We start from the raw sequence: 23212 nt of genomic DNA on the forward strand, positions 1-23212 counted from the left end.
CTCTCTAGCGATAACCGTTCGATTAAACTTCTTTACCTAAATGCTTGTACAGACTTTGGTAATCTGCACTGTCAGCCATTAGCTGTTGATGGTTGCCACTGTCAGTGATTTGTCCGTTATGAATCATATGAATACAATCCATTTCGGCCATGGCGGTTAAACGATGGCTTATCATTAACATGGTTTTACCTTTTGCTAAGGTAAATAATAAACGTAAGATTTCACGTTCTGTGCGCTTATCTAATCCTTCCGTTGGCTCATCTAATAACAAGATTGGCGCATCACGTAATAAGGCTCTGGCAACACCGATTCGGCGCTGCTCGCCACCTGATAGCTGACGTCCGCCTTCACCTATCCAGCTGTCTAGACCAACATCTTCACCGCGATCTGTGGTGGTTTTTGAACTAAGAAGCACCTCTAATCCGACTTGCTTTAACACTGCTGTTAAGCGCTCGTCATTGGCGCGTCTTTTTTGTCCTTCAACGTATGGCAAAGCAATGGCCAAATTGTCACGTACTGTGCCAGCGAATAAATGAATACGTTGGCTAACAACGGTCATTGAGCGACGTAATGTCGCTTCATCAAACTCACTGATATCACGGCCACCTAGGGTTATTTGACCTTGCTGAGGTTGCCATTCTCGGGTGATTAAGCTTAATAAGCTCGATTTACCACAGCCTGTTGCACCTAATAGCGCGACTTTACTGCCCTGAGGTAAATCTAAATTCAACCCCGTTAATACCTGCGAGTCAGCCTGATAACCGAAGTGAATATTGCTGAGGTTAATCTCGGTACGCTCAAGCTGAGTTTCTTGACCAAATACGACATCAGGCGTTTGCTCGGTGACTTCTGAAATACGTTTTGCCGCTAACACACAACCTGATAAATGCTGGAATGCTCCAGAGATTGGCATCATCATTTCAATGGTGGCCATAGTGGCAAATACCATCATTGCCATTAGCGGGCCTGGTGGCACACTGTCACCCACGCCATGACCTGCAAAATACATCATCATCACAACTGCGGCGCCATTGACCATGATCAATAATGCCTGGCTTAAACCGGTCACATGCGCCATCGCGGTTTGACTGGTAAAGAGTGATAACTCAGCTTCACGTAGCTTTTGGCGGTAGCGATCATTTGCTGAAAATAATGTCAGCTCTGCCTGACCTTGGATAACATCTAAGATCAACACTCGAAAACGGCGTTTACTGTCTACCACCGCTTCACCCGGTTTTCTACCTAAGCGATAAAATACGAGCGGTAAAATCAGCCATGCAGCAATTAACAAAGCACACAGGCTTAATGCCAGTGATGCGTCAAACCAAGACAAGAATGCATAAAGGGCAACAACGGTCAGTAATGAGGCTGCCATTGGCACTAATAAACGTAAATAGAGATGATCCAGCGTATCAATATCGGCCACTAACCGATTGAGCATGTCGCCTTGTCTAAGGCCTTGCAGGTTACTGGCACTTAACGGCAATAACTTTTTCCACGACCAAACTCGAAGCTCTGTTAACAGCTTAAACGTGGCTTCATGGGTCGCTAACCGCTCACCATAACGGCTTGCTGTTCTTGCGATAGATAAAAAGCGTACGCCACCTGCTGGGGTAAAAAAGTTAAACGCTAAGGCGGTTGCTGCTGTTAAACCAGCAATGGCTGTGGCTGATAAAAACCAACCCGAAAGAGATAATAAACCAATGCCAGCAATGATCGTTGTGCAGGTTAGCAATAAGCCAACTGACATCATTAACCACTGACGTTTAAATAACTTAATGAAGGGCAGTAATAGTTGCATTACACATCCTCCCTTTGAGTTTGTTCATCGGCCTTTGTTGGCTCTTGCTCATCAATATACAGTGATAAACCGTCATCATCTTGTTGTTGCATGTTTTTAAACAAACCCGTTTGAGTGCTCAGTAAAGCATAATCACCTTGCTGCACAATACGCCCTGCTTCAATCACCAGAATGTTATCCATACTTTGTAATTGATCGAGACGATGCGTCACCATCACACAGGTCTGTTGCTGCATCGCTTGTTTAAGTGATGCTGACACGAGTTTTTCACTGTGACTATCAAGGCTTGCTGTAGGCTCATCGAGTAAGAATAAGCTCGCAGGTTGTGCGATAGCACGGGCAAGCGCGATACGTTGAGCTTGGCCAACAGAGACGCCTGCTGCTTGATCGCTAATGACAGTATCTAAGCCTTGGGGGTGTTGATTAACAAATTCGGCAATGTTGGCTTGTTCAAGTAAGGCCATCACTTGTGCATCAGTTAATTCAGGATTAGCTAAGCAGACGTTTTCACGAATACTGCCATGGAATAATTGAGGGTCTTGCCCAAGCCAAGCTAAGTGTTCACGCCACTGTTTTTTATCCAGCACACTTAACTCAACACCATTGATTTTGAGCGAGCCTTTGTAGGGTAGAAAACCTAATAATGCATTGAGTAAACTGGTTTTACCCGCGCCGCTTGGGCCAACCACCGCGACTTTTTGCCCCGCTTGCACCTCAAAAGAAATCGGCCCAAGTAAAGCGGTTCCTTCCAATGTCAGCACTTCGAGCTCTGTTGCTGAAATGGCAATGTTATCTAACGAAACCTCATGCTGTTGCGCGGTTTGTTCACTGAACTTACCGTCGACCTGCTTTAAAGGGTTTGGATGCTCTAGTAATTCAACTAACGCCTCTGCTGCGCCAATGGCTTGCGCTTTGGCGTGGTAATGGGTGCCTAAGTCTCGAAGTGGTTGAAAGAATTCAGGGGCTAAAATCAGAATAAATAGACCGGTAAATAAGGTGATTCCAGCGCCATAATGGCCGAAGTTTAGGTGGTCTAAATAGCTAAAACCAAAGTACACCGCCAGCACAGCAATGGATAATGCAGCAAAAAACTCTAATACCGCCGAGCTTAAAAATGCCATTCTCAGCACCGACATGGTTCTTTGCCTAAAGTCTTCTGAGGCCGTCTCAATTTTGTTCACTTCAGTCTCACCACGGTGAAATAATTTAAGTGTACTTAAGCCTTTTAAGCGGTCCATAAAGTGGCCACTTAATCTTGATAATGCACTGAAGTTTTTACGGTTGGCATCAGCCGCGCCCATACCAACTAAAATCATAAACATTGGGATCAGCGGCGCTGTGGCAAATAGAATCAGTCCAGCTGCCCAGTTAAGCGGAAATACTGACACCAAAATAATCAACGGAATAAAACCCGCTAGCATCATTTGTGGTAAGTACTTAGCATAAAAATCATGTAAGTCTTCAACCTGCTCAAGCACGATGCTCGCCCATGCTCCCGCTGGCTTTCCTTTGATAAACGCAGGGCCTAAATCGGTGAGTTTGTTCAACACAGCTTCACGAATGTCACTTCGTAGTCGTTTACCCGCTTCAAAGCTTAATCGCTCACGTGCATAAGCTAGCCCTGCTCGCACAATAATCAGTGCAATTAACCCGATAAATTGACTGCTAAAGCTCGCCATGGCTAATTCGAGCATAATCACGCCGTGTAAGATATGTGCCAACAAATATGCTTGCACGACAATCGCCACACCGTTAAGTGCACCGGTAAAAATGGTGAGTTTCAAGAATATGCCGCAAGATGACTTCTGTTGTTTAAGCCACTGGCCGAGAGATTTTTCTAAGGTTTTATCCATTACATTCCTGAAAATGATCGCACTAAATGAGGAAAATTGCCGCAGTATCGCAAGCTAACAGCTTCGATAACAGCCGCTTATAGAGAAGTGTTAACTGATTCACACATTGCTAATAAACACTGTGTTAATGATGAACTATAATTCTACGCGATAGTCATCAGCAGGACAGTAAAAGAAAGGTAAATATTTGTTCATCAAATTGAATCAATATTTCTATTTGATAGTGAGTATTAACGTTCTTAAAAGCACAGAACTTTATGTTTCTTTTGATTATAGTTTTAATCAATAAAGTTTCTCACTCAATGCTTACATGCAAGAAAGCGATTAACTAAGCAATAGCCATATCAGCTTACTTAGCGTAAATGACAATCACGATAAATTATACGATTGCACTTTCTAATAGGATGAAGAAGGTAATTAAAAAATGGACGTTAATCTTTCAGCCCACAGAGCACAAGCATTCAACTACTTATTTGACTCGGTTGTAGTCACTGATACCACAGGTATTATCATTGACTGGAACTGCGGTTCACAACAACTTTATGGCTACAGTAAAGATGAAATACTCGGCCAATCAGTGAGTATTTTACATGTCCCCGAAGACAGTGCCTCTATCACTGAGTTGGTCATTTCCTCGGTTGAACAACATGGCAAATGGACGGGCGAAATACGCTTTTTACATAAAGACGGCACTATCGGCTGGGTAGAGTCGATGTGTGTGCCATTGTTTGATGACGAGCAGCAATTTATTGGTGCTTTAGGGATTAACCGAGACATCACTAAACGTGTTGAAGATGCCCAACGAGTATTAAATCTCGCCTGCTATGACCAGCTGACGCAAATACCCAATCGCTATTTGTTAATGGACAGAGTTAAACAAACCATCGAACGCTGCAAACGTATGAACACTAAGTTCAGCTTGTTCTATATGGATTTAGATGATTTCAAGAACATCAATGATACCTATGGGCATTGCCAAGGGGATTCTGTTCTAATTGAAGCGGTAACCAGACTGCATAAAGTCGTCAGAGAGTCGGATACTTTAGCCAGAATTGGCGGGGATGAGTTTGTATTATTACTGGAGGACATTACTGACAATAATGACATCTCGCGCATGGCTGATATCTTAATCAGTGCATTAGACAAGCCGTTTACAATAAACGCTCAACCCGTTTTGCTTAATTGCAGTATTGGTATTGCGACCTTTCCTGATTCCGGTGACGACTTTGATACCTTAATCAAAACAGCAGATTTTGCGATGTATAAATCAAAGCGCCAGGGCGGAGCTACTTATCGATTTGGCTAAGCTTGATAGTTTATTCGGTGTAAAAGGCAGTTGAAAAGTTAGCTGAAAAGTTAGTTGAAAAAGTGAGGTAAATAGTCATGAATGGGCTTTATTTAGCTATCGATTTGAATTTGCCATTAAACGCCAAATTTAACTAATACATGCCACATCAGCTTAAGCTGTTGTACTTGCTGAGCCTGCTTAGCTCTTTGACTCCAAGGCACTGGTTTTTCAGTAAGCACCTGTGCAGCTCTGCCAATAATATCTGCATTTATTTGCTTGTCTCTAGCAATCACCTTGGCAAGTTCTGGCATTGTCGCCCCTCGAAAGTCATCAGGCACCTGCTCCACATCAAGCTGATAGCCTTGATGCCACAACAGTTCAATATCATACTCGTGGCACATTGACTGCATCAGCTCACCTATATCTGTATCTTTATAGCTTGGATCAGCAACAAGATAGCCAATATCATGCTCTAACGAGACTTCACCATGAATTTGCGCTTCAATATAATGATCAAGATTAGATAAAGCAGGCATGTCGAAACGCGCTCTCACACCTTGAGGTAATTGCTGCCACAGATGATTAACCATATCCGCAGGCTTAATCTCTTTCACTCCTAAAGCATATTGGCGCTCAAAACACTCGCTGAGTAACGCGGCCAATATCACCTCAAAGCAACTTAACGTGCCTTTTTCTTTAGGTAAGCGATAGGAATCCATATAACTGAATGTACAGCGCGAAAGTACTTGAGTGTGGGTAAGAAAGTAACAACTGCCAAATCGAGGTGCCGGCCCCGTTGGGCATAGACCAAGATCTAATGCACCATACTTAGGGCGTAGTTTAACTCCTGAGTAACTATGACCAAAAAGTTGGTTTTCCCAGTGGTCTCTTGGGCCACCTAATTCCGGTGACAATTGCCCATTTGAGATATGAGTTTCAAACTGGCTTTTATAAAAACCGTCCTTAAGTAACCCAGCTGCGACTGATAATCCACGGCTATCAATACGATCGGGGTGAAAATGCAAGGCCACTCGGCCATGTTGATGCAAGGCTTGCATAGCCTTATGAACCGCAGCAGTATCAATATTAGACATTAACAGGACATTTTTAATTACCGCACTTGAGTGCTCACGCAAACAGGCAACGCTATGCTCGATATGGATTTGCGCTGCTGACTTTCGATTCATAACCTGCCCTCCTTTGCATCTGTGATTAACACTATCCAATATCTAACGACTTGCTGGGTAAAATACAGCTAAGTGCTTGTATTTCATTGTATGTAAAATACACGGATTTAGCACAAAAGATTAAAACTAATTCATCTATCTATGCGGTTAACCCTCATCAAGATGTTGAAATACCGCACTCACCATTCTTTGCAGAACAAAACCTCAAATAACTAATCCCTAGGGCCTGTTGATCTTTCAAGGTTGTTTTTGCAGCGAGTTGTTGGCCATTCTATGCATCAAGGGCGCAAGACAGAGACTTTGTGGTGTAGTTATTCTACATAAAAAGTCGATAACGCAGTAAAAATGACCAACAAACGCTGCCCAAAGGGTTCGACTAAAAGCGTTTTACTCTTTGTTGGATGCATTTTGCTTAGATGACTAGGCATCAACTCATCCGCCTCGATTACAACGCTTTTATTTCGAACAAAACTTAACCAGCAAAGAACAACAGGCCCTAGATACTGATGAAATAAGCCCATTGCATATGGCTTATATTCCACTAGTAACGGCCATTAAAGAAGAATATTTAAGCGATTAGATGGCGCTCTAGCAGTGTTTCAGGTAAGCTTCACGCCCGCCATTTCGTGGCCCCCTATTCAGTCATAGCAACGTATACGTTGCCCAAAGAGATCATTCTATGAGTTTTGCCTCACTAGGCTTAAGCGCAGCAATTTTAAAAGCTGTTGAAAAACAAGGGTATGACACCCCTTCAGCAATCCAAGAACAAGCTATTCCTGCCGTCCTAGAAGGCAAAGACGTAATGGCCGCAGCCCAAACGGGTACAGGCAAAACAGCAGGTTTTACCCTGCCATTATTAGAACTACTCTCAAAAGGTCAGCGCGCTAAGCGTGGCCAAGTTCGTGCTTTAGTATTAACACCAACACGTGAGCTAGCAGCACAAGTTGCTGAAAGCGTGTCGACTTACGGCGCAAACTTACCGCTTAAATCTGCGGTTGTATTTGGTGGCGTATCAATTAATCCACAAATTACCACCCTAAGAAATGGCGTTGATATTCTAGTGGCGACCCCAGGGCGCTTATTAGATTTATGCCAACAAAAAGCATTAAGCTTCAGCCAACTTGAAGTCTTAATCTTAGATGAAGCCGATCGCATGTTAGACATGGGCTTTATTCGCGATATTAAGAAAGTCTTGGCTATGTTGCCAAAACAACGCCAAAACCTAATGTTCTCAGCAACGTTTTCGGATGAAATCCGTGAACTTGCAAAAGGCTTAGTGAATAATCCAGTTGAGATTTCAGTTACGCCACGTAATGCGACTGCTAACACGGTTGAACAAAGTGTTTATGCCGTAGATAAGAGCCGTAAAGCGCGTATCTTAACTAAGCTAATTAAAGAAAATAACTGGCATCAAGTGTTGGTATTTTCTCGCACCAAACATGGCGCTAACCGCTTAGCGAAAAACTTAGATGCTGACGGCATCAATGCAGTGGCTATTCACGGTAATAAAAGCCAAGGTGCGCGTACTAAAGCCTTAGCTGATTTCAAAGCGGGTAAGGCACAAGTCATGGTTGCTACCGATATCGCTGCCCGTGGTATTGATATCGACCAATTGCCTTTTGTCGTTAACTTTGACTTACCTAATGTCCCTGAAGATTATGTGCATCGTATCGGCCGTACTGGCCGCGCTGGTGCAACAGGTTTAGCAGTCTCTTTAGTTAGCGATGAAGAAGTGAAGTTATTACATGACATCGAAAGACTGATTAAGCGCACTGTCGAGCGTAAAGTCATCGAAGGCTATGAAGCATGTCATGACTTACCAGAAGCAAGCTTAAAAGGCGGTCATCGCGCGGCTAATCATAAAAAGCCAAACCCGAATCGTCGTAAGCACGCCAATCAAGCTGATGGACAAAAACAAGGCCAAAGCACTAAACAGGGCCAGCGTCCAGCGCCGAAAGGCAATTCAGATAAGCCAAGCCAACGTCAACGCGCCCGCGCTCGTGCAGAAGCTGAAAATGCTCAATCAGATGGTAATAAAAAACCACAAAATCGTCGCCAAGGCCGCACTGACAACTCAAGTTCACAAGGCAAGGTTGATCCTTACGCGAATGCGAGACGTTAATAGCGACTCACTGATTTAGCGTTAACTTAGCTCGATTTTCAGCAAATAGTTAATGATTTAAAGGCATGAAAGCCAAGCTTTCATGCCTTTTTTGTTATTCAAAAACACCAGCATAAAATCTACACCTTGCTTACTCATTAACGATAAACACTTGAAAGTTGCCAGATCCACTCTCATCGTTCATGATAATTACACGGGATAAAGACAATTTTTCATGGAAGAGTTATGAAGTATTTAGGTGTATTGATTCTAATATTATTACTGGCTATTGCCAGCCTGTTTGTTGGTTTACAAATGGGAAAAGGTCAGCTTAATCAAGCAGAAGAGTCTCAAAGTAATCAACTGAGTAAAACACCCACAAGTGAAGGTGTTACCTCCCTGCCATCAGAGTTAGCCATAGAATCCAGTCATCTCGTCAGCGAACTGAAACAAGAAGTGCTGCAACTTAAACAACAGCTTGCTGAAAAAAACAGTTTAATCGACGCTATGAACTCATCAATGGGATTACTCGAACAGCAAGTTGAACTGGCTTACAGCGAGATAGATCAAGTCACAGAGCAAACCCATGACTCGCCATTTCATCCTGAGCCAGACAGCATCAGCACTGATCAAGCAAACCAGTGGGTTCCTGAAAATTTTGCCAATGCGATAGCTTCACAACAAGGAGACATGGTCGCACTATTTAAGCGCCATCACCAAGCTGACATCAATCAAGAATGGGCCACGGAGCGTGAGCAAGCATTAAAAGATTCTTTTGCTTTGAGTGAATATGCTGACATGGTCAATATCACCTCAGTCAATTGTAAAACCACCACTTGTGAGGTTCGCGGTGAAGAGCTAGAACCCAATGGTTGGATGTTAGTAAGCCAGCGACTGCAAGAGACTTCATTAAGTAAAAATGCCAGTACATGGACCTATCTGATAGGAAACGAAGAAGGTGAAACCCTGATCCATATGTTGTCAGAAGTTGATGATTCAACGGTTGAAAATCAGTAATGACCTCAACGCGATGGATAGATAACACCATTCCGACTAAAGACTAATACTGCCAGCGTGATAAAACCAATATCATCAGCGTGCTTAAGCTCGTAAGTCATTAGTTTAAATATCACTTTATATTGATCTACGCCTAACATCAGCTCGTAAGTTACACACGATGCTGTTAACCCAGGATGCTGTTAGCCAAGGTGCTCCTGTGTAGGTAGCGACTTTTGAATTAGCGAAAAATCAATGTAAAGGAATACTGTTCACCATGAAGATATCTTCAATTAATTCAGCAAGTAATGATACCCAAAAAACAGCAGCCCACTCAACAAGTTCAATCAACCCCAACTTGCACATCCAAGTAATGCAGTTGCCTAACTCTGAACATCTCATCTGGGTCATTGATGATTTCATTACTGACTTTGCGTCTCTTGTCGATTACAGCAAAACAAAAGCTTATTTCAATAATGTCGGCGCCGATGGAACCTTGTTTCCTGGCATGCGAGATGAAATGCCACGCCCCTATTATCAATCTTTATCATCGTTAATTACCTTACTGGCAAAGCAGCCTAAAGGTGAATACTTCAAGCAACATCAAATTGCAAAGTGTTGGTTATCTAAAGTCACTTTAAGTCCATTACAGCTCAATGCGAGTCAAACCATGCCACACTTTGACTCCCTTGCTGAACACGATATGGCAGCAGTGCATTATCTCAATGATGTCCAATTGGGCGGCACCAGCTTTTATCGTTATAAAGGCGCTGACAAACTGCACTTATCCCACGACGATAAAGACATTATTTTTAAGATGGTTGATGAGGTTAAGCAAGTTGCAGCAAGCCGAAAAGGCTACATCACAGATTCAGATGACTTATTCGAAAAAGTATTCAGTATTGACGCTAAGCCAAATCGCATCGTTATCTATTCAGGTAATATTCTTCACAGCGCCAATATTACTGATGAAGTAGAGTTTGATAAGCGTTCTGAGCATAATCGCACATCAATTAACTCTTTCTTTAGTATCGCCTAAATTGTCAAAATCAACATTGTGGTTACTGTTAATAAAGTCATTGTTGTGTTTTTTGAAAAACAGGTGATTAAGCTTCATTCATAAACGCTAGATTCACATTACTGGCAAGACTAAGATATGCGTTAAATATTTCTGGATGATATGGATGCCACCCTAATGAAATTTAAGCGCTTTGAAGAACACTCCCATCAACTTGAAAATACTCGAATTAAAGCAAACTACGACCGCCTTCTATGTCGCTTTCGTTTATTAACGCTGCCTGATAATACTCAGTCAGAGACTGAGGTTATTACAGATAAATACTTACTATTAAGTCCTTTTCACAATGGTAGGTTTACCCTAAACGACGTGGATTACCAACTCAAAATACGTTGGTTTCTTATTTGGCACTCATCCATTATAAAGCCCAATATCCGCAGTCAAGATAAAGCAAAGCGAGACTCAAAAAATGTAATCATTCCTGAATTACTGCCCTATAAACGTAAAACATCCATCATGCTATGCATATACGTGTTTTTAATTACGTCATTAAAAATCGGCCTAAGCCTTTACGCAGTTTAATCAGCTCAGCTATCTAATAAACACAAAAAAGCGAATTCAGTAACCACTGAATTCGCTTTGTTTTAAAGCCTATTTATAAAAACTGGCTTACTAAAACTATTTTCTTACAAGCTAGGCTTATAAAAACCAGGCTCGGTAAGTCTTACCTTTAAGGCGGCCTTTGGTAATTTTGTTCAACGCTTTTTTAGAAGCGTCACGCTTAACGGCTACAAACGAACGAATATCAGTGACCTTAATTTTACCAATATCAGCACCATCAATACCGTTTTCACCGGTTAAGCCACCCACAATGTCACCAGGACGGATTTTGTGCTTTTTACCCGCATCAATTTGGATGGTGATCATTTCTGCTTCTTGCGGCTGCTTGTTAAGCACATTCATTGACGGTAAGGTTTCACCATCAATTTCTTTGCCAATCAGCTCTTCAATTTCAACCATTCTGTGGCCATCTGCATGACTAAAGAAAGTGTACGCAGCGCCTTTACTACCTGCACGACCTGTACGACCAATACGGTGAATATGCACTTCTGTATCGTAAGCAATGTGATAGTTAAATACCGCTTCTAAATCTTCGATATCTAAACCACGAGAAGCCACATCGGTAGCCACTAATACGCGGGCACTCTTGTTAGCAAAACGCAGTAACATTTGATCGCGATCGCGCTGTTCTAAGTCGCCATGTAAAGCCAATACACTAAAACCTTGCTCAGCTAAAGTGTCAGCCACTTTTTGGGTTTCACGTTTGGTGTTACAAAAAACCACTGCGCTTTCAGGTTGCTTTTCAAGGAGCAATAATTGCAATGCCTCTAAGCGAGCCTGATTGTCTTCTGTATGGTAAAAATGCTGCTCAATTGTATGGTTGTCGTGAGTCGCCTCAACTTTAACCATCAAAGGCTTATACATAATCTGTTCAACAACTTGTTGAATTTGCTCAGGGAAAGTCGCACTGAACAATAATGTCTGACGCTCATGAGGGGTTTCAGCAATGATTTGATCAATATGATCTTGGAAGCCCATTTCTAACATGCGATCGGCTTCATCTAACACCAACATATTGACGTTACTCAGATCTAAACGATTACGATCAAGATGATCAACGATACGTCCAGGTGTGCCGACAATAATGTGCGCGCCATGTTCAAGCGAACCGATTTGCGGCCCCATTGGAACGCCGCCACATAAGGTCAGCACCTTAATGTTATGAATACCACGGGCTAAAGTACGAATATCTTTAGCCACTTGATCGGCTAATTCGCGTGTTGGACACAGCACCATGGTTTGAATGCGAAAACGTTTCACATCAAGTTTGTTTAATAGACCTAAACCAAATGCAGCCGTTTTACCTGAGCCGGTTTTTCCTTGGCCAATCACGTCATCACCCGCAAGAATAGCTGGTAAGCTTTCAGCTTGGATTTGAGTCATAGACTCGTATCCCATGGTTTTAAGATTATCAAACAAACCTGGTTTAAGATTAAGTGATGCGAAAGCCGTATTAGCGGCCTGTTCAGTAGACTGACTCAAGGTGAATATCCTCTGATATCAAAGCAAAATGGGATAATAGAAACAACTCGGCCAAGGATAAAATACCTTGGCCAAATGTTTGAATGTCTATTGTAGCAATTTTATCCGTTAGTCGCTGACATTTATTCACATAAAACGGATTGAGATCACCCTAGGGCCTGTTGTTCTTTATTGGTTAATTTTTGTTCGAAATAAAAGCGTTTTAATCGAGGCGGATGAGTTGATGCCTAGTCATCTAAGCCCCTTTTATTGGCAAAGATGCATCCAACAAAGAGTTAAACGCTTTTAGTCGAACCCTTTGGGCAGCGTTTGTTGGTCATTTTTACTGCGTTATCGACTTTTTATGTAGAATAACTACACTACAAAGTCTCTGCCTTGTATGAATGGCCAACAACTCGCTGCAAAAACAACCTTAAAAGATCAACAGGCCCTATACAATTTCCCCAAAACGTCCTTGCTGATAATCATCAATGGCCTGATTTATCTCTGCTTGGCTATTCATGACAAATGGTCCCATATGTACGATTTTCTCATTAATAGGGCAGCCTGCTAGTAATAAAATGCCAGTGTCTTGATTCCCAGCTTTGATAAGGGTATTGAGTTCTGGCTCAATAACTAATAGCTGGCCTTCTGTCGCTTTTACCTGCATTCCACTGGTATCGACGTACTCAAGCTCGCCTTGATAAATGAAAACACTAACACTTTGATGAGTCGACAAATCAAGTTGTGCTTGGCCACTTTCATTTAGCATTAAATCCGCAATCGCACCATTACCCGCCAAACCTTGAATGCTGGCCGCTATGATTTGAGGGCTATCGGCAAACTGCCAGTCGCCTGCCAGAGCTTTAAGGTTAGCGCCGCTATCATTGCTTACGACTGGATTAGGCGTGCCTGTTGTGTCTTGATAAATCGCAGGGCGCATTTTATCTTTGGCTGGCATGTTAAGCCAAATCTGAAACCCATGAAGGCCTTCGTTAGCATCAGCAAGGGGCATTTCAGAATGCACTACGCCTCTTCCTGTGCTCATCCACTGCACATCACCTGCACGAATAGCTTTGACATTACCGAGTTGGTCTCGATGTTCAAAACCGCCTTTACGGATATACGTAAAGGTTTCAATACCTCGATGTGGGTGCGGTGGAAAGCCACCAATAAAATCTTGCTGATCGTTTGATTTGATCTCATCAATCATTAAATAAGGATCAAAACGGGTATTCATAAAATCCGCTACCCGTTTAATGTTCACTCCATCGCCATCCATCGCTGGACGAGCGGTAAATTTGCTTAATACTTTCATGATAAAGCGCTCAGTTAACCTTTAATGAGATCACTTTATCAAGCATATAGTCGAATGAATATTGCATTAAAGCGTAGTTATCTTTCGATTTTATACTTGTATTAGATTATATAAAAATAGCTATTTCAGTAAAAAAATAATTAAAATCAAAGGCGTGGCGGTTTTGTTGCTTATAGCGAGTAACGATATAACAGTGTCGATTTTAATCTCACCACATGAAATTAATCTTCACGGAAAATATTCTTCACATAAGAATATTCATCACGGAAGTCTTACAGCTTATTAAACTCTTCTAACCATTCAATAAAAGCGTTTGAGACTTTCTCAACCGTCCCCAAAGCCTGGTTATAAAACCACACAGGTGCATCTTTTTGACTCGCGGCACAGTCAGTTTGCTTAAAACAAAACATGTTGCCCTTACAGTCAGAAGCAAACAGAATATGGCCTTTCGGCATACCGCTCATTTCATATAAGTTTGATAATAAACTCACATCATCAAGACTTAAAAAGTCCTGAACTTCAGATATATCAACACCTAAATCACAAATCTTAGTTAACACATTGGGTGTATGCACTAAACCATAAGTGGCAATTAAATACTTATATGAGTCAGGTAAAACAGCATTTAGTCTTGATTCTAGTGCGTCGATATCATCACTTTTAATCGGTACCATGGCATGTTTACTGCCCCAGTTTTTGACAAAGAGATCAATGCTATTCATTTTAGAGATTCCAATATAATTTAAGGCGTAAACGAGAAAGGATTATACACTGGCTCTGATGATTAAAGCGCTTAATACTGAAGGGTTATGGGAAAAGCGATTTGAGTGTTAGAGGAATATTGAACCAAGCTCATGCCATTAAATCATAGCATGAGCTAAAAATGCTGATTATTCAGAGCACTCTTTATTACAGCACTCTTTATTACAGCACTCTTGTTTAAGGCACTCTTGCTTAGGGTACTATTTTTTACAACACACTTGTTTACGGCATAGTTTAACATTACGCCAATGCGCGTAATCAACAATAAATGCGCCAGCTAACGTCAGTAGTTTCTCACCAACTTCACCAACAATGTCATGTCCATAAACCGATGATGCAACCAAAGTCAGCAGGCCAACAATAGCAAACATCAATACTTTAGCATCACGGTGGCGTTGACAGCCCATTAACACCGCTATCGTACTGGTAGGCAGTACCAACCACACCATCACCTCATGATATAAATGATCGTTTAATGGCAATGCTGATAACGAAGGTAACAAGGCAAGCAATATTGGGGTTGCAATACAATGTAAGGCGCAAAGACTTGATAACCCGATAGCCAGCTTATCCAGTAGCGATTGCATATTATTTGTCATGTGAAATCCTTTTATCTCTTAGTCGTAAGCGCCAATTATTGATTTAGCAAAAGCTAAATTGGAGTGGTATTTAACACTAATTTAACCGAATAAGAAACAGCAACAAGACTTAATTTACTCAGTAAGCTCGTTAATTGATTTCACGATTTAATCGAGTTGAAACTATCCATTGATTAGGCATAAAAAAGAGCGCCGAAGCGCCCTTAAAAAATCGATTAAACATTATTTTGATCGTTTAACTACGAAGCCCGATACCACGGGAAATTAAGTAGTAAGCGACAAACCATAATGAGGCACAAAAGCCGACCATGATTGCAATCGATAACGGTACGCTGATATCAGCAAAGCCTAAAAAGCCGTAACGGAATACATTAATCATATACACCACAGGATTTAGCGCCGATACACCTTGCCAAAAATCAGGCAGTAACGATAACGAGTAAAACACCCCACCTAAATAAGTTAACGGCGTTAAAATGAAGGTCGGAATAATGCTAATGTCATCAAAGCTTTTAGCAAATACCGCATTAATTAACCCGCCTAATGCAAACAGCACTGAGGTTAAAAACACCGTCATAATCACTAAGCCAACATGGTGTAGTGATAAGTTCACAAAAAACATCGCCACCAGCGTGACAATCAAGCCAACAGCCAATCCACGGGCAACACCGCCACCGACGTAACCAGCAATCATCACATAGTGTGGTACAGGCGCGACCATCAACTCTTCAATGCTGCCATGCATTTTTGCACTGAAAAATGATGAGGCTACATTTGAATAGGAGTTAGTGATCACCGACATCATAATAAGACCCGGGGCAATAAACTCCATATAAGACACGCCGCCCATTTCACCGATTCGATTACCAATTAAATTACCGAAGATCAAAAAATACAAGGTCATGGTAATGGCTGGCGGAACTAGAGTTTGCACCCAGATACGGGTAAAACGATTAATTTCTTTAGTCAGAATACTTTTAAAGGCAACCCAATAAAGTTGATTCATTATTTTGCCTCCTTGGCTTTTTCAACTAACTCAACAAACAACTCTTCAAGACGGTTAGCTTTGTTACGCATTGATAATACTTCAATATCTTGTTTACTTAGCTGAGCAAATAACTCATTTAAGTTTTGTGCTTTGGCCACATCCACTTCTAATGTGTGACCATCGACCAAGCGGCTATTCATGTTTTCCAACACAGGGGCAGCTTTAATATCTTGGCGTAAATCAAGAATAAAAGTTTCTACATCAAGCTTACTGAGTAACGTTTTCATGCTGGTGCATTCCACCAACAAGCCTTTATCAATAATACCGATATTACGGCACAGCATTTCCGCTTCTTCAAGGTAATGGGTGGTGAGAATAATGGTCACACCTTGGTTATTAATATCTTTTAAAAATTGCCACATTGAGCGGCGAAGTTCGATATCTACCCCTGCTGTAGGCTCATCTAAAATTAATAGCTTTGGTTCATGCATCAGTGCACGAGCAATCATTAAACGGCGTTTCATGCCGCCAGATAATGCTCTAGCTTGGCTGTCGCGTTTTTCCCACAAATCTAATTGGCTCAGATATTTTTTGGCGCGCTCTAGGGCAAGGTTTCTAGTCACCCCATAGTAACCCGCTTGGTTAACTACAATTTGCAGCACGGTTTCAAACTGGTTGAAATTAAACTCTTGCGGCACTAAACCGATGCACATTTTGGCTCGTTCTAGGTTGTTATCGATGTCATATTCAAACACCTTCACGCTACCAGAAGACTTTTGCACTAATGAACTAATCACCCCGATGGTCGTCGACTTACCGGCACCATTGGGCCCTAACAAAGCAAAAAAATCACCTTGTTCAACGGTTAAGCTAACTCCTTTAACAGCGTGAACGCCGCCTTTATAAGTTTTTTGCAGGTTTTCGATCACCAAAGCATTGGTGTTGTTGCTCATTGTCATTCCTCTGATCCATAAATTGCGAATTACACGTTTACATGACTTGCTATCAATAGCCTATTGTAAACAAGGTATTGTAAATGACGCAGCGTATACGTAAAAGACGCAAAACTTTATGACGCCCAAAACAAAACTCCCGCCTATAGCGGGAGTTTACATTCAAAAGGTGACATTAATCTAATGGCACAACTTTCGCGATGTAAGGCAAGTTACGATACTGCTCAGCGTAGTCGATACCATAACCTACGATAAATTCGTCAGGAATGGTAAAACCGATAAAGTCGACAGGTACGTCTACTTCACGGCGCTCAGGCTTATCCAGTAAAGTACACAGCGCTAAGCTTTTTGGCTCACGCAGTAATAGCATTTCACGTACTTTATTTAAGGTATTGCCTGAATCAATTAAATCTTCAACGATCAATACGTCACGATCGATGATCTCAGATGATACATCTTTTAAGATCTTCACATCGCGTGTGCTTGTCATTGCATTGCCATAGCTTGAAACTGACATAAAGTCGATTTCAACATGGCCCTTAATACGGCGACATAGGTCAGCCATAAAAACCACAGACCCTTTCAATAAGCCGACCATTAACAAACGCTCGCTGTCTGCGTAATGGGCATTAATCCTTTCAGCTAATATATCCAGTTTTTCGTTGATTTCTTCTGCAGAAATCATCACTTCGGTTGTGTGTTTCATATTACTCTCGGTTGTCGTGATTTTCGGGCTTAACTTAAGTTAAATTGCGGTGTCGTCGCGAGACTTTTGTGCAGCATAACCCCAGCGATTTGTCAGCCCATGTTCAATGCCCAAATGATCTAGAATTCGGGAAACTATGAAGTTTACCAGATCTTCTATCGATTGGGGATGGTGATAAAAGCCTGGCGCTGCAGGCATGATGGTCGCGCCGTTACGTGTCAGGCTTAACATATGTTCTAAGTGTATGGCGCTAAAGGGGGTTTCTCTTGGTACTAAGATTAATTGACCCCGCTCTTTTATTACCACATCTGCGGCTCTTTCTAACAAATTATTGCTCATTCCTGTTGCAACGGCTGCTAAAGTGCCTGTTGAGCAGGGACAAATCACCATTTGCTTTGGCGCAGCGCTGCCTGATGCGGGCGGCGAAAACCACTCATCTTTGCCCAATACCACCAGCTCACCAACTTCTGAACCAGTCATATTAAAATGGCTCAGCAATTGTTCGCGGGCTTTTTCAGCATTGGCACTGAGCTGCAAACCCTCTTCAGTGGCAAGTACCACGCGCGCGGCGCTTGATATCATCAAAAACACTTGATATTCGGCCATTAGTAAACTGTGTAGCAGCTTTAACCCATAAGGCGCGCCAGAAGCGCCAGTCCATGCAAGGCTGATCGCTTTATCTGTTTTTTTGTACTGTGTTGTATTACTCATAAACTCTCTAACGGCTAACGTTGTCGTTAGCCCTGTATACGTTTCATCACTGAAATAAAGGCAATAAAAGCTTCAATCGATGACAATTATTTTAAAGCAGCAATCAGTTTCTGATGAATACCATTAAAACCGCCATTACTCATGATAACGATCGTATCACCTTCACAAGCTGTTGCCGTCACTAAAGCAATTATGTCATTAATATCTGTCGATACTGTCACAGGAATACTGGCATTAGCCATATTGGTTTCAATATCCCAACCGATATTGTCAGCTTGGTACAAAAAGGCACAATCCGCCAATGACATAGATTCAGCAAGAGTATCTTTGTGAACGCCGCTTTTCATGGTATTTGAGCGCGGCTCAAGTACCACAATCAATTTACCTGAAGCCTTTTCGCCTGCCCCCACTTTGGCACGTAAACCTTGTAGTGTTGTTTCAATAGCCGTTGGGTGATGGGCAAAATCATCATAAACAGCAATGCCATTAACCGTATCAAGTAACTCTAAACGGCGCTTAGGCGGGGAAAATTTGGTTAATGCTTCAATGGCATGATGAGGGGCTACGCCCACATGACGAGCCGCAGCTATAGCCATCACTGCATTTTCGATATTATGCTGACCGATAAGGCCCCAGTTTAAAATGCCTTGAGACTCACCATCAAACATCACTTCAAATTCATGTCCATCTGCAGCGATCGTATTGGCATACCAACTTTGAGCCACTTGCAGGCCTTTGGTTGGCGAGGCATAAAACTGCTCTTGCTCGCTCCAGCAACCAAGTTCAATGACTTCTTTAACCGCATCGACCTCAGCAGGCCAAATCACTTTGCCCTCGCCAGGAACAGTGCGAATAACATGATTAAATTGACGTTGTATCGCGGCGAGATCGCTGAAGATATCGACATGATCAAATTCGAGATTATTAATCACTAACGTGCGCGGACGGTAATGGACAAACTTAGAACGTTTATCGAAAAAGGCACTGTCATATTCATCGGCTTCAACCACGAAAAAAGGCGAGTTACCTAATCTTGCTGATACACCAAAGTTTTGCGGCACGCCGCCAATCAAAAAGCCAGGCTCGTAACCACAATACTCCAGTACCCACGCCAACATACTTGAGGTTGATGTTTTACCATGGGTGCCAGATACCGCTAATACCCAACGTTCAGGCAAAATATACTCAGATAAGAATTGCGGTCCAGAAGTGTATTTAAGACCACGATTAAGCACGGCCTCAACACAAGGATTACCACGGCTCATAGCATTGCCAATCACAACCAAGTCAGGTTGATTTTCACCCTCTTTACCTAACTGCACAGGATCAAAACCTTGAATAAGCTCAATGCCTTGCTCTTCTAGCTGAGTGCTCATTGGTGGGTAAACATTGGCATCACTACCAGTCACTTTGTGTCCCATCGCACGGGCTAATAATGCGAGGCCGCCCATAAAAGTGCCACAGATCCCAAGAATATGTACGTGCATGCAATTGCTCTGTCTGAAAAAAGAATGGCTTATTCTAAAGCATTGCGACTGAGATTGTCAGCTCACAATAACAAGCTTTAATGTTTAGCCATCACTAACGCACAACTTAGTTAGAACTATGTAATCGTTGCCAACAACGCCCTACGGTATTGTCCTTAATACCTGAACATCAAGATTGTTAGTTATCCTGCATAATCAATTCTAGCTGGTCATGTTTCTTTATTGATAAAAAAGCCGTAATAATGGCTTAGCCGATTTTCAACAAGGACTTAATATGAATAACCTCATCAGCAATAAGACCAAGCAGTGGATATCACCTTTTAAACGCTCAGCAAGCCTGTTGGCATGTATGAGTATCACTGTACTGGTCAGTCACAGTAGTGTTGCCGATGAACAGGATATTCGTTTTAATCAACTTGGTTTTGGAGTGAATGCAGCAAAAACTGCCGTGGTCAGTAATACAGCGTCTGAGAATTTTAGCCTCATTGAACAAACGTCAGGTAAAACAGTTTATCAAGGTAAGCTCAGCGCCGCTAAAGCGTGGGCACCCTCAGCAGAAACCGTAAAACTCGCTCAATTTGATGATTTTACTCAAGCGGGGGAATACCAGCTAAAAGTTGACTCTCTTGCAACCTCCCACCCTTTTTCAATCTCTGAATCTCGCTATAATCAGCCATTAAAAACAGCCATGCGTGCTTACTTTTATAATCGCAGTGGCGCTGTAATCCAACAAGAGTATGCAGGTATATATGCCCGCCCTGCGGCGCACCCAGATACCATTGTGTATATTCATAAATCTGCAGCGTCAAAAACTAGGCCCGAAGGCACAGTGATTTCATCGCCAAAAGGCTGGTACGATGCTGGCGATTACAACAAGTATATCGTTAATTCTAATATCACGGTTTATACCTTACTCAGTGCACTTGCTGAACAAACTGACGTCCTATCGAACCTCTCACTTAATATTCCAGAATCAAGTAATAACTTGCCCGACACCCTTGATGAAATCCTGTGGAATATGGATTGGATGCTCACGATGCAAGATCCCGCTGATGGTGGTTTGTACCACAAGCTCACCACCAAACGCTTTACTGGCGAAGATGAAATGCCGCACATGATGGACCAGCCCCGTTATATCATCGCTAAATCTACCGCTGCCACTTTAGGTTTTGCAGCGACTATGGCTAAAGCGAGCCAAATATTGGCTCAGTATGATGCAAACTTGCCAGTAACCTCCTTTGATAACACTAGCTACAGCCAGCAATTACTTCGCGCGGCCAAATATGCATGGCAATGGGCGATTAAAAATCCCGACATTCATTATCAACAACCCGATGATATTCACACAGGTGCTTACGCGACAGCAGGAGACAACCTAAAGGATGAATGGTTATGGGCTGCTGCTGAGTTATTTGCAGCCACTGGCGAAGATGAATACCTCAATACAATTGAGTTACCCAAACAACTACGAATTCCTGAATGGGATAAAGTCGAAACCTTAGCCTTAATCACCATAGCAACGACTAACAAGTCACCCCAAAAATTAAAGCAGCAAGCCCAGTCACAATTATTGAAGTTGACCGATAACTGGACAAAGGTGGGCGAAGATTCAGCTTACGGCCTTGCGATTAGTGAGCAAGATTTTGTCTGGGGCAGTAACTCCAACATGCTTAATAAAGCAGTGACTTTGCATCGCGTTAGTCAGTTATTATCCACCACAGAACAACAAGACAGTTTATATAACAAACATGCAGAGGCCATTGTCGATTACATTTTTGGCCGTAACCCTTTAGGAATGTCTTTCGTGACAGGTGTAGGGCTAATGTCACCAATGAATGTTCATCACCGAGCCTCTATGGCTGATGGCATTAAAGCGCCAATCCCAGGATTCTTAGCTGGCGGGCCTCAACCGGGTCAACAAGATGCTGGCGACTGTAAAAAACAAGGCGGAATTTACCCGTCGAAACATCCTGCTAAGTCATATATTGACCATGGTTGCAGCTATGCCAGTAATGAGGTGGCGATTAACTGGAATGCGCCACTGGTATACATGCTAGCGGCGCTTTCTCAGTAAAATGAACTTAAGCAACTTAAACAACTGAAGCTAAGATCCATATTGTTAACGTGCCCGTTAGCTTCGTTTGCTAAGTGTGAAAAGTGCTAGAAAAGTGCTAGAAAAGGATAAAGAATAATCCAATACTGAGTACGGTGGTCAATAAAGTATTACCAGTGAAATACGCAAGTAACGTGGCCACCACACCACAAACTAAATAGGTATTATCAAACGTTAAGTTCAACTGGCCTTCGGGCACAAATACAATCGGCGCTAAAATGGCGGTTAATACTGCTGGCGCCGAATAACTCAAAAAGGTCAGCGTTTTATCGCTGAGTTTTAGAGGCAATTTAGGCTCTAACAGTAAATAGCGGCTAATAAAGACCACCGCAGCCATAGATAAAATAATCAACCAAGTCATGACTGCTCTCCAGTTGAGTTAACATTAGCTTTTTCATCTTTATGTTCATTAGTCAGTTTGGCATAAGCAAAGCCTGCCCCCATCCCAGATAGTGAAGCAATTAATAACCCTGCTTGAATCTCAAATACTGCACATATCACAGCCAAGGTTAATGACACCAAGACACAAATCAGAATCGAAGGCTTTTTAACGGTAGGAACCACTAAAGCAATGAACGTTGCCGCTATTGCAAAATCTAACCCTAGTTCACCTAAGTTATCAATGGATTGACCAGCAATAATGCCCAGTAAGGTGGCAATATTCCAACCAATATAAAACGTCAAACCACCACCTAGTGCGTACCAACGGTCAAACTTGTGTCGTTGGCTTTCAGGCGATTGCTTTTCGGTTTTTAAGCCCTCTTGTTTCTCTTTTGGGGGATTTAGGCTGTCGGGTTTTGATCGCGCAGGGGCCTGACTATGATTTGAAATCGCGAATAGCTCATCGGTAAGTAGAAAGCCAAGTCCCAAACGCCATTTTAGCGGTAATGGGCTAATCTGAGTGCGTAATGCCATGGCATAGAGTAAATGCCGTGAAGTAATTAATAGAGTGGTAATTAAAATACTGCCTAAGCCCACACCCGCTTTAATCATTCCAAGTGCAACTAACTGCGCACTACCGGCAAAAATAATCGCCGACATTGCTTGGCTTTGAGTTGCTGTTAAGCCGATTTCTAATGCTAAAGAACCCGCTAAAATCCCCCATGGGATCACTGCAATGGTTAAAGGCAACACCGCCAATAGCCCCTTGATAAAGGATTGGCGTTTTTGTTTAGCCTCCCGATTATCGAGCATATCATTCGCGGCATTAGTATCATCAACATCAACATCAGTATCAGTATCAGTATCA

The 23212-nt window shown here is 42.3% G+C and carries 20 protein-coding genes; 6 read left to right on the forward strand and 14 right to left on the reverse strand.

Features of this window, described 5'->3' with window-relative positions:
* Positions 1-22: 22 nt before the first annotated feature.
* Positions 23-1801: a cysteine/glutathione ABC transporter ATP-binding protein/permease CydC gene (gene cydC, locus Q4600_RS09010; protein ID WP_303515469.1), complete on the reverse strand. Its 1779-nt coding sequence runs from the start codon at positions 1799-1801 to the stop codon at positions 23-25.
* The gene (gene cydD, locus Q4600_RS09015; RefSeq protein WP_303515472.1) at positions 1801-3654 is read right to left on the reverse strand and encodes a cysteine/glutathione ABC transporter permease/ATP-binding protein CydD; all 1854 of its coding nucleotides are present in this window, start codon (positions 3652-3654) and stop codon (positions 1801-1803) included. Before cydD ends, cydC begins: the two co-directional genes overlap by 1 nt.
* A gap of 424 nt (positions 3655-4078) precedes the next feature.
* Here cydD and Q4600_RS09020 point away from each other — a divergent pair, with 424 nt between their 5' ends.
* A complete protein-coding gene (locus Q4600_RS09020; RefSeq protein WP_303515474.1) occupies positions 4079-4960 on the forward strand; it encodes a sensor domain-containing diguanylate cyclase in 882 nt (293 codons plus the stop codon).
* A gap of 116 nt (positions 4961-5076) precedes the next feature.
* Here the strand turns inward: Q4600_RS09020 and Q4600_RS09025 are convergent, their stop codons facing one another.
* Positions 5077-6129 carry a DUF3626 domain-containing protein gene (locus Q4600_RS09025; protein WP_303515477.1) on the reverse strand — a complete coding sequence of 351 codons (1053 nt, stop codon included), beginning with the start codon at positions 6127-6129 and terminating at the stop codon, positions 5077-5079.
* 679 nt (positions 6130-6808) lie between these two features.
* On the opposite strand from Q4600_RS09025, the gene Q4600_RS09030 reads away from it, so the two are divergent.
* The 4 genes from Q4600_RS09030 to Q4600_RS09045 all read left to right on the forward strand — a co-directional run bounded on the left by Q4600_RS09030 (position 6809) and on the right by Q4600_RS09045 (position 10826).
* Positions 6809-8251 (forward strand): DEAD/DEAH box helicase, encoded by a 1443-nt coding sequence (locus Q4600_RS09030; RefSeq protein ID WP_102526476.1) that lies wholly within the window; start codon positions 6809-6811, stop codon positions 8249-8251.
* Positions 8252-8476: 225 nt separating this feature from the next.
* Entirely contained in the window at positions 8477-9247 is a 771-nt protein-coding gene (locus Q4600_RS09035) for a hypothetical protein (protein WP_303515480.1), read from the forward strand.
* 256 nt (positions 9248-9503) lie between these two features.
* Positions 9504-10265, forward strand: coding sequence for a DUF6445 family protein (locus Q4600_RS09040; protein WP_303515483.1), 762 nt, complete (start codon positions 9504-9506; stop codon positions 10263-10265).
* A gap of 156 nt (positions 10266-10421) precedes the next feature.
* Entirely contained in the window at positions 10422-10826 is a 405-nt protein-coding gene (locus Q4600_RS09045) for a hypothetical protein (RefSeq protein ID WP_303515485.1), read from the forward strand.
* 117 nt (positions 10827-10943) lie between these two features.
* On the opposite strand, the gene dbpA is transcribed toward Q4600_RS09045, so the two are convergent.
* The 9 genes from dbpA to mpl all read right to left on the reverse strand — a co-directional run bounded on the left by dbpA (position 10944) and on the right by mpl (position 19850).
* The gene (gene dbpA / locus Q4600_RS09050; RefSeq protein WP_102526473.1) at positions 10944-12347 is read right to left on the reverse strand and encodes an ATP-dependent RNA helicase DbpA; all 1404 of its coding nucleotides are present in this window, start codon (positions 12345-12347) and stop codon (positions 10944-10946) included.
* Positions 12348-12777: 430 nt separating this feature from the next.
* On the reverse strand, positions 12778-13644 hold the full coding sequence (locus Q4600_RS09060; RefSeq protein WP_303515489.1) for a pirin family protein: 867 nt from the start codon (positions 13642-13644) through the stop codon (positions 12778-12780).
* A gap of 272 nt (positions 13645-13916) precedes the next feature.
* Positions 13917-14366: an SMI1/KNR4 family protein gene (locus tag Q4600_RS09065; protein WP_102526471.1), complete on the reverse strand. Its 450-nt coding sequence runs from the start codon at positions 14364-14366 to the stop codon at positions 13917-13919.
* Positions 14367-14606: 240 nt separating this feature from the next.
* A complete protein-coding gene (locus Q4600_RS09070) occupies positions 14607-15005 on the reverse strand; it encodes a MerC domain-containing protein (RefSeq protein WP_303515493.1) in 399 nt (132 codons plus the stop codon).
* Positions 15006-15240: 235 nt separating this feature from the next.
* Positions 15241-16011 carry an ABC transporter permease gene (locus Q4600_RS09075; protein ID WP_102526469.1) on the reverse strand — a complete coding sequence of 257 codons (771 nt, stop codon included), beginning with the start codon at positions 16009-16011 and terminating at the stop codon, positions 15241-15243.
* Positions 16011-16946, reverse strand: coding sequence for an ABC transporter ATP-binding protein (locus Q4600_RS09080; RefSeq protein WP_102526468.1), 936 nt, complete (start codon positions 16944-16946; stop codon positions 16011-16013). Before Q4600_RS09080 ends, Q4600_RS09075 begins: the two co-directional genes overlap by 1 nt.
* A gap of 175 nt (positions 16947-17121) precedes the next feature.
* On the reverse strand, positions 17122-17652 hold the full coding sequence (gene hpt / locus Q4600_RS09085; RefSeq protein WP_102526467.1) for a hypoxanthine phosphoribosyltransferase: 531 nt from the start codon (positions 17650-17652) through the stop codon (positions 17122-17124).
* Between the two features lie 39 nt (positions 17653-17691).
* The gene (locus Q4600_RS09090; RefSeq protein WP_303515498.1) at positions 17692-18363 is read right to left on the reverse strand and encodes a flavin prenyltransferase UbiX; all 672 of its coding nucleotides are present in this window, start codon (positions 18361-18363) and stop codon (positions 17692-17694) included.
* An 86-nt stretch (positions 18364-18449) separates the two neighbouring features.
* A complete protein-coding gene (mpl, locus tag Q4600_RS09095) occupies positions 18450-19850 on the reverse strand; it encodes a UDP-N-acetylmuramate:L-alanyl-gamma-D-glutamyl-meso-diaminopimelate ligase (RefSeq protein WP_303515501.1) in 1401 nt (466 codons plus the stop codon).
* 274 nt (positions 19851-20124) lie between these two features.
* On the opposite strand from mpl, the gene Q4600_RS09100 reads away from it, so the two are divergent.
* The gene (locus tag Q4600_RS09100) at positions 20125-21924 is read left to right on the forward strand and encodes a glycoside hydrolase family 9 protein (RefSeq protein ID WP_303515504.1); all 1800 of its coding nucleotides are present in this window, start codon (positions 20125-20127) and stop codon (positions 21922-21924) included.
* Positions 21925-22021: 97 nt separating this feature from the next.
* Here the strand turns inward: Q4600_RS09100 and Q4600_RS09105 are convergent, their stop codons facing one another.
* Positions 22022-22324, reverse strand: a complete 303-nt coding sequence (locus Q4600_RS09105) for an AzlD domain-containing protein (RefSeq protein WP_102526463.1) — start codon at positions 22322-22324, stop codon at positions 22022-22024.
* The gene (locus Q4600_RS09110; protein WP_303515703.1) at positions 22321-23157 is read right to left on the reverse strand and encodes an AzlC family ABC transporter permease; all 837 of its coding nucleotides are present in this window, start codon (positions 23155-23157) and stop codon (positions 22321-22323) included. Before Q4600_RS09110 ends, Q4600_RS09105 begins: the two co-directional genes overlap by 4 nt.
* Between the last annotated feature and the right edge of the window lie 55 nt (positions 23158-23212).

Source organism: Shewanella sp. 2_MG-2023 (genome assembly GCF_030548905.1).
Classification (GTDB): Bacteria; Pseudomonadota; Gammaproteobacteria; order Enterobacterales; family Shewanellaceae; genus Shewanella; species Shewanella electrodiphila.